The organism is Bacillus cereus (assembly GCF_015071065.1).
In the GTDB taxonomy this organism is placed as follows: Bacteria; Bacillota; Bacilli; order Bacillales; family Bacillaceae_G; genus Bacillus_A; species Bacillus_A cereus_BA.
In genome coordinates, this window is record NZ_VOVA01000016.1 from 17,258 (window position 1) to 29,329 (window position 12,072).

The window sequence follows — 12,072 nt, forward strand, 5'->3', positions numbered from 1 at the left end:
CACGTTTACAATTCGATATGCAATATTCCATTTTTTATTATTGTAATATCTCTTTATCAACTACCGATTAATAGAACCTCATCAATAACACGCGATAAATCAACATTTGTAATTTAATTCCTTATTTTAATTCGACGATTTTATTTTTAAACGCTATATCTGGATAATTATATTGGGATTTCTCGCTCTACACATATATATAATTTTCGTTTATTATGTAGCAGAAGAGTAATTAAAAGACTTACTCTTTGCTATTGAGGGAAGAGCCTGAGAGCCATATCAGGCTCTTCTTTGTTTATATACCATGTAATCAAATAACGATTTTGCTTTAATCTTCTCCTCTATAAATGGCACTAATGTCATCTGCATTAAATGCACAAGGCAGATATAATCCATTTTTTAAATCAAAAAGCATAGTAAATTTTTCTTCATTCAAAAGATCCATAATGTCGCTAAAACTTTCATTACTAAATAGTGTTAACTGCTCTTTATTACTTTTTAGTAACACATATAAAGTCCGATACTTATCCAAGAGTTTCACCCATTCGCTACAAATTAAGGATTTTGTTAAACTCTTACACACATTTAATTTTCGTTATATAATGAAATCACTAATATATTAGAGGTGTTAAGTATGTCAGAAACAATAATGATTTTGTTATACATTTGCTTTGGAATGAGTGCTGTTTTTAGCTTAATAAAAGAATTTCGAAAGCCACAGAAAAACCAATTTTTGATTTTATTTGAATCTCTAATTTTGATAGGAGCTATATTTTTAATAGCTAACATCTTCATCTAAATTACATAACGAGCACTCTCCAGGGAACGGAGCAGCTAGCAAAAGCTAACTGCTTTTTTTATTAAATAACTATTTCATTTAAATATCTACCACTATTATTAGTAATATTAGATAATTGCCATGTTCCTCTTAAATACTCAATGAATATATTAATAATGAATCAAATAATAGGGGGTGAAATTTATGAGCCAATTTAATAAAAACCCACATTTACCATTCCCGTGCACTTTCCCTTTACCTGAAGTACCAAATGGATTACGACAATTTAAAGTGGGAGTTAACAGCGCTTCCCTTCCAAATTTAACAAGTTCAACATTTGTTCCTCTTTCAACAGTAAGCATCACTATTAATAATCCTAACGATATCATCAGATTCATGGCAACAATACAATCGCAAACTCTTTTCTCATCTGTAAGTTCTACTCCACTTAATGCAACTGTTGTCGGCTTTCGAATTAGACGTATAGCACCAGCTGCAACTATCCAATCTGTTCAAAATACGGATTTTGATGAATTAACTACTACTTTTACAGCTTTTGATAAACCCGGAGTCGGAACCTTTTTCTATGTATTAGAAGGAAACTTGGTACGTAGAACTACTCCTACGCTTATTGAAGGTATAGTATCTGTTATCCTCACTGCCGAAGAAATAGCACCTAATTAGCAACCGATAACTCTGATTATCCAAACATAAAGTCCCTTTTAATTTTTCAAAGGGACTTTATTAAAAATGTTTACATACACTTGACCCCAATCAGTAAGGCCATGTTAATCTTTTTAATGGTTCATATATAAATTGCTCTTTTTAGGCATGCAGAATTTTAATATCACATAACGCTTTTATTAAGAACTAATGATTTTTATATTCTTTAAGTTTGTCATCACAAATAATTTTTATAATTAGTTAAGTTCTCAATATAGTTTATGTATATAATTCCATTCAAAGATACATAATACCCACGTAACTATATAAAAATACATCGTTTTTATATCTAAGTTCAAAAAGGGGCTATATAACATGGATAAAAAAAATCTATTAAGTCAACAACTTGATCATGTGTCATCGGATGCGCTGAATACTCCTAGTAAAGCCCAAGAGCAAATGCAAGAAACATCTCAGGAGGCACATGATTCAAAAAAAAAGGACAGTACTCAAGCTTTACATGGCGAAGATTTACCAATTTCAGATGTATATAGAACAACGAACAAGCAGTAAATTTAAAAGGGGAAAATCTTAAGAACGAGTGAACTTAATTCTTTTCCCTTTTCCTATTTAATTAACACTTTTATATGAAACCCGTACACATTTTTGACACATCCACTATCACAATCTCCTGAAAATTCGTGATAATATTAATTTGTCGGATACGCCAAATTTCGACATTGAACGACAACGATATCTCCCTTATTGAATCCCTGTCCCCCAGGGATTTCTCCTTTTATTCATTACTTTTTTCTTCACTAAATTTTCATTCTTAACAAAATTCAATCACTCCATTGAATAGATATGCCACAGTATACTATTTTGATAAAAACTATAAAACAAACAGACATACTTAACACTTATAGTAGAATTTTTCTACTTCAAATTTACTTTTTCTCTCTCTTATCTTTTTGTAAACATTAAAAATGAGCTCTATTTACATAGAGCTCATTCGTAATTTTATAGTTGGCTAGACTGCAACCCCTGAATAAACGGAACTACTTCAGGATTTACTAGCGACGATAAATCTCCTAATTCTTTTCCTAAGTAAGCAGCTTTAATGACACGTCGCATTACTTTAGAATTTCGTGTTTTTGGTAAATCTTCTACAACGTGGATGTCTTTTGGGCATAATGCTTTTCCAATATGAGAGTTTACTAAACTCATTAATTCTTTCTTTAATTCTCCTGTGAATGTTACACCGTCTCGTAATACAACAAAACAATGACAAACTTCACCTTTTATATCGTCAGGTACACCGATTGAAGCAGCTTCTATTACATCATTATGTTTCACAAGAATAGATTCATATTCAGCAGGCCCAATGCGTTTTCCAGCAATGTTTAACGTATCATCTGAACGACCTGTAATGATATATTGCTCACCGTCATAAATAACCCAATCCCCATGGACCCATTTATTTTCAAAGCGTGACCAATATGTGTTTACATAACGCTCATCATCTTCCCAGAAACTTTTCGTCATACCTACCCAAGGTTTTTCTAAACATAACTCTCCGACTTCATCACGAATAGGTTTACCTTGATCATCAAGTACAACCGCTGCCATTCCTGGTAAAGACGCGTTAAAACTAATCGGTGCAATTGGTTTAATAAGGACGTTTCCGAAAATCCCACCAGAAATTTCAGTTCCTCCTGAATAGTTACAAATTGGTACTTTACCTTTACCAACTGTATTAAATAACCACATCCATGGGTCTGGATTCCAAGGTTCTCCTGTTGATGCGAATACTTCTAAACTCTTTAAAGAATGTTTATTCACATACTCATCACCTTTTGCCATTAAAGCACGGATTAATGTTGGTGAAATACCGAGATGTGTAATCTCATATTTATCGACTGTTTCCCATAAACGGTCTGCTTCTGGGAAGTCTGGGACACCTTCGTACATAACCATCGTTGCGCCATTAATTAAAGAGCCGAATAATAAAAATGGCCCCATCATCCAGCCCATATCTGTAACCCATAATACGCGGTCACCTTGTTTTATATTCATTCCAAACCCTGCATCAAATGCAGATTTCAAAGGGAAACCCGCATGTGTGTGTACTGTTCCTTTCGGTTTCCCAGTCGTTCCAGAAGTATATATGAGCATTAACGGATCAGCACTATTCATTTCTTCAGCATGTGTAAATGGTTTTTCTTTTTCTAACGTACTCCATGAAAAATCGTAATTATGCGGTGTAAAATCATTTCCTGCATGACGAACAATTACAACTTTTTCAACAGTTGGGCAATGTTCACAAGCTTTATCTACTTCATCTTTTAAAGAAACGATTTTCCCACGGCGTGAAAAGCCATCTGCGGTAATAATCATTTTTGAACCCGCTGCTTGTACACGTGTCATTACTGCATCAGCAGCAAAACCTGAGAATATTGGTGAAATAATCGCTCCAATTTTCATTACTGCTAACATAGCAACAACTGTTTCAGGAATCATTGGCATGTAAATTGTTACACGATCACCTTTTTCAATACCAGCATGTTTCAAACCGTTGGCAACACGGCTTACCCAGCTGTCAAGCTCTTCATATGTAAATGATTTCGAAGTTCCATTTTCCCCTTCATACATGAGTGCTGCTTGTGTTTTCATTTTATCGTCTGCAAGCCAGCGGGATAAAGCAGATTCTACAACGTTACAAGTGCCCCCAGTGTACCACTGTGCAAACGGTGTACCATTTTCTAAATCTAACACTTCTGTATATGGTTCCATCCACTGATAGCCAACTGCTTTCTCAGCCGCTCCCCAAAACCAAGCTGTTTCTTCAATTGACTTATTATAAAAAGCTTCGTAATCTTCATAACCTAATGATTTCATCCAACTAAATAATCGCGTTTTTTCTTTATACTCTTCTGTTGGAAACCAAACTGCTTGTTTCAATGTTTTCCCCTCCTTGACTTTTTGAGCAAGAAAGCCCTAAATAGGGCTTTTAAACTGGATATACAGGATGTTTACGATCCGTGAATACTTGATATTTGCTCATATACATTTCGAATCGTCCTTTTAACTCTTCACGTAAATTATTTGGATGAACAATACCATCAATCACCATCTCTGATGCTAAACGGTAAATATCAATATCTTTCTTATACTCTTCTCGTTTTTCAGCAATAAAGCTTGCACGCTCTTCTTCTGGTAAAGCAGCAATCTTATTTGCATATACAGCATTAACCGCTGCTTCTGGACCCATTACTGCAATAGAAGCTGTTGGTAATGCTAAGCAGCAATCTGGTTCAAATGCTGGGCCTGCCATAGCATATAAGCCAGCTCCATACGCTTTTCGAACGACGATAGAAATTTTCGGTACAGTTGCTTCACTCATTGCAGAGATCATTTTTGCACCGTGACGAATAATTCCGGCACGTTCTACTTTTGTACCAATCATAAATCCAGGTACATCTGCAAGGAATAATAATGGAATATGGTATGCATCGCATAAATTTATAAATTTCGCTGCTTTATCAGCTGAATCGTGGAATAATACGCCGCCCTTCATACGCGGCTGATTTGCAATAATACCAATTGGCTTACCATCAATACGTGCTAAACCTGTGATTAGCTCTTGAGCAAATAATTTTTTCACTTCAAAGAAAGAACCTTCATCAATAATTCTGTTAATGAGATCTTTCATATTGAAAGGAGCATTTTGATTTTCTGGAATGATTTCTTCTAACGTTTTATCGAACTGTTTCGGTTCTTGAGGTGTAATCAAAGGAGTCTTTTCTAAGTAGTTGCTTGGAAAATATGAAATGTATTGTCTAGCTTGCGTAATTGCATCTTCTTCTGTCTTACATAATACATCTCCGCATCCTGATACAGAGCAATGCATACGAGCTCCGCCCATCTCTTCTAAAGTTACCTTCTCGCCGATAACCATCTCAGCCATACGTGGAGACCCTAAATACATAGATGCATTTCCTTCCACCATCATAACAACATCACAAAATGCTGGAATATACGCACCACCAGCTGCTGAAGGCCCAAATAATAAGCAGATTTGCGGTACTTTACCTGATAATTTCACTTGATTATAAAAGATTCTTCCTGCACCGCGGCGTCCCGGGAACATTTCTACTTGATCGGTAATACGTGCCCCAGCAGAGTCAACTAAATAAAACAATGGCACACGTAATTTTTCAGCCGTTTCTTGAATACGTAAAATCTTTTCAACTGTACGTGCCCCCCATGATCCGGCTTTAACTGTTGAATCATTTGCCATTACGCATGCAGTACGACCATGTATTTTACCAGTTGCAGTTACAACACCATCAGCTGGTAATCCTGTTTGTTCACAATTTGCAAATAATGCATCTTCCACATATTCGCCATTATCAAATAGAAGAGCTAAACGATCTCGAACAAAAAGTTTGCCTTTTGCGTTGTTTTGCTCATGATATTTCGGTGCCCCGCCTTGCTTAATTGTTTCAACTCGTTCTTCAAATGAATTAGATTGTTGTTTTTGATCTAACATATTTACTCCCCCTTATACATTGGTTTGCGTTTTTCCTTGAATGCCTGTAATCCTTCTAATCTATCTTTCGTATGAATTACGCCTTCATACGCTTGTTTTTCCATTTGTAATCCGGTATGTAAATCTACTTGAATACCATTTGAAATTGCCTCTTTTGCTAATCGAACGGCAATTGGACCATTATTAGCAATTCGATCTGCAATTTCAATTGCTTTCTCTTCTAGTAAATCAGCTGGTACTACGAATTCTACTAAACCGTATTCTTTCGCTTCTTGCGCCGAAATACGTCTTCCTGTATAAATTAATTCTTTTGCTCTACCAACTCCAATTAATCTAGGTAAGCGCTGAGTACCACCCGCCCCAGGTATAATTGCAAGGGAAGTTTCAGTAAGACCTAGACTTGCAGTGTCAGAAGCAATTCTAAAATCACAAGCTAAGCTTAATTCAGTACCTCCACCAAGTGCGATTCCATTAATAGCAGCAATAACTGGTTGTGGTAATTGTTCAACCATCTCCATAGTAGAACGAATCATACCCACAGCATGGCGAACTTGTTCTTCATTCATGTTTGCACGCTCTTTTAAATCCGCACCAGCGCAAAACGCTTTTTCGCCAGCACCTGTTAAAATAACAACACGTGTATTTGATTCTTCGTTTATTTGAGTTAATATAATTTGTAATTCTTCTAATAATGCCAAAGATAATGAGTTTGCTTGTCTTTCACGATTTAACGAAATCTTTACAACGTGCGGTGTAACATAGTCAACGGAAATGTTTTGTAATTGTAGCATCTTCTCACCTACTTATCGTTTTATGTTGAAGCGCTCTATACACATGACTCGGTAATTGGATATTTAACTTACTTTGAATAAATTGACTAGCTCTCAATAACTTTTCTTCGTCTATATTTGTTTGGACACCTAACTTATGGAGCATATATACTAAGTCATCAGTAGCAACATTACCCGATGCTCCTGGTGCATAAGGGCATCCTCCAAGTCCACCACAAGAACTATCAAACGTTGTAATACCATGTTCTAAAGACTTAACTACATTTGCCAGTGCCATTCCATACGTATTATGAAAATGCATTGCAAACTGCGAAGCATCATACTTCTTTAATAAATGTTCTAATACTTGCTCTACTTGTAACGGATTCGCTACACCAATCGTGTCACCAAGAGAGATTTCATAAATGCCATATGAAAATAGTTGATTACATATTTCGTCAACCGCTTCAATACTTATATCTCCTTCATAAGGACATCCAAATACAGTAGAAACATAGCCCCTTACCTTTTTCCCTTCGAATGTTGCCTGTTTTGTTATATCTTCAATTACAGCTAATGCTTCTTTAATTGATTTATTAATATTACTTTTATTATGAGATTCACTTGCTGATAAAAAAACATTCACCTCATCTACATTTTGCAAAAAAGCTCGTTCCAAACCATTTTGATTTGGAACAAGCGCTGCATATGTAACATTTGGATCCCTTATTAGCTCAGAAAATACATCATTTGCATCCGCTAATGCAGGAACCCATTTGGGGTGAACGAATGAGGAAACTTCAACGTACGACAATCCCGCTTCTGTAAGTAGTTGAATCCATTTTACTTTATCTTTTGTGCCAACAATCTTTTTTTCATTCTGTAAGCCATCACGTGGCCCTACTTCTTTAATGACAGCAAAATTAGGTAGTTTCAATTCGCTTCCCCCTATATCTCCCTATTCAATTTCTAGTAATACATCTCCTTCATTTACAAAATCGCCTTCTTGTACGTTAATTTTCATAACAGTTCCGGCTTCTTCTGAAACGATTGGAATTTCCATTTTCATAGATTCCAAAATGACGACATCCTGTTCTTCCTCTACTGTGTCTCCTACTCCTACAACAATCTTCCAAACATTTCCTGCCATCGATGCATATACTTTCGTCATCATTTTTTCCCCCTTAATATTCATAAATCTTATTTTTTAACAAGTTGTTTCGTTACAAAACCCGTTGTATAAATACCACTTTTGAACACATCATCTTCCAATACTTGTAGTAGCATTGGTGTGTTTGTTTTAATACCTTCTACTTTTAACTCTTGCAACGCATCCTGTAATTTTGAAATCGCTTCTTCACGAGTTTCACCATGAGCGATTACTTTCGCAATCATTGGATCATAGAAAGGTGTAATCGTTACTTGATTCTCCAAAAAGTGATCAATACGTACACTTGTCGGTAACGTTAAATCTGTAATTTTCCCAGGTGATGGGAAGAATGTTTTCGGATCTTCTGCATAAATACGAGCCTCAATGGCATGACCACTACGTTTTACATCATCCTGTGTAAATGATAGCTTCTCACCATTTGCGATACGGAGTTGTTGTTCTACAAGGTCTAACCCAGTAATTTCTTCCGTAACCGGATGTTCTACTTGTAATCTCGTATTCATCTCTAAGAAATAGAAATTCTTCTGATCATCTACAAGAAACTCAACTGTGCCAGCATTTGTATAACCAAGGGCTTTAGCAGCTTGTACAGCAACTTCTCCCATAGCTTTTCGTGTACCTTCATCTAAAAATGGTGAAGGTGCTTCTTCAATTACTTTTTGATTTCGGCGCTGCACTGAACATTCGCGTTCCCATAAATACACTGTATTACCATGTGTATCTGCTAAAAGCTGAATTTCGATATGATGTGCATCTGCAATATAGCGCTCTAAATACATTTCTCCATTACCAAAGAAATTTTGCGCTCTTGTTTTATTACTTTCAAATGCTTTGGTGAGCGTTTGCTCAGTTTCCATCAACTGCATACCAATGCCTCCGCCGCCCGCGGATGCCTTAAGCATTAATGGATAACCAATTTGTTTTGCAATTTCAATTGCTTCTTCAGCAGTTTCAATATTTGTAGTAATGCCTGGAACTACTGGCACATCTGCTGCTTGCATTGCTATACGTGATTCAATTTTACTTCCCATCTTCGTAATGATCTCTTCTGAAGGACCGATAAATACGATTCCTTCTTCTTTACAGCGAATTGGAAAAGATGGATTCTCTGATAATAATCCGTAGCCAGGATGGATTGCTTCAGCATTTGTTTTTTTAGCTATTTCAATAATTTTTTCAAGGTTTAAATAGCTTTCTTGGACACGTGGGCCGCCTACTAAGTAAGATTCATTTGCCATTTTTACATGAAGGGCATTTTCATCAGCCTCAGAATAAATAGCAACAGTGCGAATGCCAAGTTTTTGACAAGTTTTCATAATACGAACTGCGATTTCCCCGCGATTAGCAATTAATATTTTTTGAAACATAGTGACTCCTCCTTTTTATCTACATCCTAAATGTCTTGCAATTACGAGACGTTGAATTTCAGAAGTTCCTTCACCAATTTCTAAAAGTTTTGCATCACGAATATGTCGTTCAACTTCATATTCACGCATATAGCCATATCCACCATGAATTTGTACCGCATGATTCGCGATACGACTAGCTGCTTCAGATGCAAACAACTTTGCCATAGCCGCTTCTTTACCGAAAGGTTTATCGTTATCTTTTAACCAAGCTGCTTTATGTACTAAAGTACGCGCTAATTCCACTTCAGTCGCCATATCAGCTAATTTAAATTGAATCGCTTGGAAATTAGAAATTGTTTTACCAAATTGTTGACGTTCTTTCGCATATTGTAATGCACGTTCAAATGCAGATTGTGCAATACCTACTGCTAATGCTGCGATTGAAATACGTCCTCCATCAAGTGTATGTAAGAATTGTTTAAATCCTTTATTTACATCACCAAGAATATTTTCTTTCGGTACACGCACACCATCAAGTACGATTTCACAAGTATTAGAAGCTCGAACACCCATCTTATCGTACGGACTTGAGATCGTTAATCCTTCACTAGTCGTCGGTACAATAAATGCAGAAATACGTTTCTTACCATTGTCTTCAGCACCGTTGATAGCGGTTACAATAATTGTATTTGCATACTCTGCATTTGTGATCCAACACTTTTCGCCACTAATTACATATTCATCGCCATCTAATATTGCTTTCGTTTGTGTGCCTCCTGCATCAGATCCAGCGTTTGGCTCAGTTAATCCGAAAGCACCTAATGTTTTACCTGACGCCATTGGGACTAAATACTTTTGTTTTTGTTCTTCTGTACCGAAATAATAAATTGGAGAAGCACCTAATGAAATTGTTGCAGCATAGCTTAAACCAGTACCACCACAAGCACGACCAATTTCTTCAACTGCTAACGCATACGATAACGTATCGCCACCTGAACCTCCATACTCTTCTGGGAATGGGATGCCTAATAATCCTAGTTCGCCCATTTTTTGAAATGTTTCATATGGAAATTCCGCAGTTTTGTCATAATATACAGCTTTCGGTGCGATTTCCTTTTCAGCAAAGTCACGTACCATTTCTTTAATCATTTGTTTTTCGCGAGTTAGAGTAAATTCCATTCCGCTACACACCCCTTATCGAATATTGAGTTTCGACAGCATGCGAGTTTCTACTACAAACATTACTTCTTAAAAGACACGAATATTAATTAGACAATTGCTATAATTCTGTCATAACTTAATTTTAAAACAGATTCTGTACCAATGCACAAAAAAATTCCTACATTGTTCTACAACAACATAGGAAGTTTTGTGTCGAATTGTGTAATTTATTGTTTAATAATCTCTACCTTTTCCCGAATCAGAAATTTCTACTAGCCCTTCAGGGTATGGCTCAAAATATGTTTGTCTTAATAAAGTGAAACTTTAATCAGTGGGGGTTTAGTTCATCCTCCACTGATTATTAGCCCGCACCAATCGGGCTTTTACGGACAGTTGATCTCCCACTTAACTTCTTTGCTTTACAGCCGAATTTTAAGGTGGGAGTCTTACTGCCCGTTAATACGGGATAAATACTTTTTATCAAATCAAATGGCCCCTGATTTTAAAATCATGGGCCATTTGCGAAGTGATATTTTCTTTTTAAAATACATGTGTAGAAGTTTTAAAAAATGAGCTTTTCTTATTATTTAGTTTCGTTTTGGAATATACAAAATATGCTCACATACATTTATATTTAATGTATATTGCTGTATGCACATTAATAATTCGTATAAATTCCTCGCATAATTCTCAAAAACAAACTCAGTTTGTTCTTGAGTTTGATTCGCAATAATACTCCCTAATTCTTTTTATTTCACTTGATTATATGCCCTAACAAATATATATTATCTAGTTAAATTTCTACGATTTGTTTCATATTATTAATCAGTTTTAAATGAGTAATTGGATACAAACTTAAAAGGAAATGCTCTCAAGTAATAAAATTCGACAATTTACCTTCTTCTTCAATTGCAAGGTGCTAAAAAAATTAAATACTGCACCGCAAAACAATCCAGCATTTTATTACCTCCGTGGTGTTAATCCGTACAATATAAATTGAATCGTATTTTCAATTTCCACTTCATCGTCCCATTTCTCTTCAGGCAATAATAAAAACCGAGTTAAAAGAAATCCTAAAACAGCTGATAAAGTAAGACGTAATACGGAAGATGGTGGCATTTCAATAATTTTCCCTTCTTCTTGAAACTTTACAATCAACTTTTTAAAATGTGAAAGTAGTTCTGTTTCTACTAATTGTTGTATTTCACTTTTTAGTTCCGGCTGAAATGGTACTTCTTGAATTAATATTTTTATCATTGGAAAGTGCTTTTTGGCAAATTCAAACCTATTATGAATTACTACTCTTAAAAGTCCTTCATACGATTCATAATTTGTTTTAAATATTTCCTTCGCAAAAGCTTGTATGAAAAATGGAGCAACGAACTTTGTTAAAGTCGGCATTACAACTGCAAACAATAAATCTTTTTTCGTTTTATAGTAGCGGAAGATTGTTCCTTCCGCTACACCAGCTCGCTTTGCAATTTCACTTGTTGAAGTTGAGGCGTACCCTTTTTCTCCAAACATATCAACAGCTGCCTCTAATATACGCATTTGACGTTCATTACGTTTATCAGTATTCGTTGCGGCAACTAATTCTTCCAGCCAATCCTTCTCCATCTATAATGCTC

The 12,072-nt window shown here is 35.6% G+C and carries 11 protein-coding genes and 2 pseudogenes; 2 read left to right on the forward strand and 11 right to left on the reverse strand.

Annotated features, from left to right (window positions below; all coding sequences use genetic code 11):
• Nucleotides 1-328: 328 nt before the first annotated feature.
• Nucleotides 329-541, reverse strand: coding sequence for a hypothetical protein (locus FT637_RS23950; protein WP_193648406.1), 213 nt, complete (start codon nucleotides 539-541; stop codon nucleotides 329-331).
• A 441-nt stretch (nucleotides 542-982) separates the two neighbouring features.
• Here FT637_RS23950 and FT637_RS23960 point away from each other — a divergent pair, with 441 nt between their 5' ends.
• Together FT637_RS23960 and FT637_RS23965 are read left to right on the forward strand one after the other, a co-directional pair.
• Entirely contained in the window at nucleotides 983-1,462 is a 480-nt protein-coding gene (locus FT637_RS23960) for a hypothetical protein (protein WP_193648408.1), read from the forward strand.
• 354 nt (nucleotides 1,463-1,816) lie between these two features.
• Entirely contained in the window at nucleotides 1,817-2,014 is a 198-nt protein-coding gene (locus tag FT637_RS23965; protein WP_193648409.1) for a hypothetical protein, read from the forward strand.
• 447 nt (nucleotides 2,015-2,461) lie between these two features.
• On the opposite strand, the gene FT637_RS23970 is transcribed toward FT637_RS23965, so the two are convergent.
• The 10 genes and pseudogenes from FT637_RS23970 to FT637_RS24015 all read right to left on the reverse strand — a co-directional run bounded on the left by FT637_RS23970 (nucleotide 2,462) and on the right by FT637_RS24015 (nucleotide 12,061).
• On the reverse strand, nucleotides 2,462-4,402 hold the full coding sequence (locus tag FT637_RS23970; protein WP_193648410.1) for an AMP-binding protein: 1,941 nt from the start codon (nucleotides 4,400-4,402) through the stop codon (nucleotides 2,462-2,464).
• 49 nt (nucleotides 4,403-4,451) lie between these two features.
• The gene (locus FT637_RS23975; protein WP_193648411.1) at nucleotides 4,452-5,993 is read right to left on the reverse strand and encodes an acyl-CoA carboxylase subunit beta; all 1,542 of its coding nucleotides are present in this window, start codon (nucleotides 5,991-5,993) and stop codon (nucleotides 4,452-4,454) included.
• A 2-nt stretch (nucleotides 5,994-5,995) separates the two neighbouring features.
• Nucleotides 5,996-6,784, reverse strand: coding sequence for an enoyl-CoA hydratase (locus FT637_RS23980; protein ID WP_193648412.1), 789 nt, complete (start codon nucleotides 6,782-6,784; stop codon nucleotides 5,996-5,998).
• A 4-nt stretch (nucleotides 6,785-6,788) separates the two neighbouring features.
• A complete protein-coding gene (mvaB, locus tag FT637_RS23985; protein WP_193648413.1) occupies nucleotides 6,789-7,700 on the reverse strand; it encodes a hydroxymethylglutaryl-CoA lyase in 912 nt (303 codons plus the stop codon).
• A 21-nt stretch (nucleotides 7,701-7,721) separates the two neighbouring features.
• Nucleotides 7,722-7,937: an acetyl-CoA carboxylase biotin carboxyl carrier protein subunit gene (locus FT637_RS23990; protein ID WP_001985297.1), complete on the reverse strand. Its 216-nt coding sequence runs from the start codon at nucleotides 7,935-7,937 to the stop codon at nucleotides 7,722-7,724.
• Nucleotides 7,938-7,963: 26 nt separating this feature from the next.
• The gene (locus FT637_RS23995; RefSeq protein WP_193648414.1) at nucleotides 7,964-9,301 is read right to left on the reverse strand and encodes an acetyl-CoA carboxylase biotin carboxylase subunit; all 1,338 of its coding nucleotides are present in this window, start codon (nucleotides 9,299-9,301) and stop codon (nucleotides 7,964-7,966) included.
• 15 nt (nucleotides 9,302-9,316) lie between these two features.
• On the reverse strand, nucleotides 9,317-10,462 hold the full coding sequence (locus tag FT637_RS24000) for an acyl-CoA dehydrogenase (protein WP_193648415.1): 1,146 nt from the start codon (nucleotides 10,460-10,462) through the stop codon (nucleotides 9,317-9,319).
• A gap of 216 nt (nucleotides 10,463-10,678) precedes the next feature.
• Nucleotides 10,679-10,759: pseudogene (locus FT637_RS24005) on the reverse strand (DUF1722 domain-containing protein); the annotation flags it as partial.
• A gap of 272 nt (nucleotides 10,760-11,031) precedes the next feature.
• Nucleotides 11,032-11,181, reverse strand: a pseudogene (locus tag FT637_RS30695) (DUF1722 domain-containing protein); the annotation flags it as partial.
• Nucleotides 11,182-11,407: 226 nt separating this feature from the next.
• Nucleotides 11,408-12,061, reverse strand: a complete 654-nt coding sequence (locus FT637_RS24015) for a TetR/AcrR family transcriptional regulator (RefSeq protein WP_193648416.1) — start codon at nucleotides 12,059-12,061, stop codon at nucleotides 11,408-11,410.
• Nucleotides 12,062-12,072: the final 11 nt, after the last annotated feature.

Excerpts from the sequence above, each read along its gene's own strand:
- FT637_RS23995 (WP_193648414.1), bottom strand. The coding sequence starts at position 9,301 with ATGTTTCAAAAAATATTAATTGCTAATCGCGGGGAAATCGCAGTTCGT.
- FT637_RS23980 (WP_193648412.1), bottom strand. The coding sequence starts at position 6,784 with ATGCTACAATTACAAAACATTTCCGTTGACTATGTTACACCGCACGTT.
- FT637_RS23990 (WP_001985297.1), bottom strand. The coding sequence starts at position 7,937 with ATGATGACGAAAGTATATGCATCGATGGCAGGAAATGTTTGGAAGATT.
- FT637_RS24000 (WP_193648415.1), bottom strand. The coding sequence starts at position 10,462 with ATGGAATTTACTCTAACTCGCGAAAAACAAATGATTAAAGAAATGGTA.
- FT637_RS23965 (WP_193648409.1), top strand. The coding sequence starts at position 1,817 with ATGGATAAAAAAAATCTATTAAGTCAACAACTTGATCATGTGTCATCG.
- FT637_RS23975 (WP_193648411.1), bottom strand. The coding sequence starts at position 5,993 with ATGTTAGATCAAAAACAACAATCTAATTCATTTGAAGAACGAGTTGAA.
- FT637_RS23960 (WP_193648408.1), top strand. The coding sequence starts at position 983 with ATGAGCCAATTTAATAAAAACCCACATTTACCATTCCCGTGCACTTTC.
- FT637_RS24015 (WP_193648416.1), bottom strand. The coding sequence starts at position 12,061 with ATGGAGAAGGATTGGCTGGAAGAATTAGTTGCCGCAACGAATACTGAT.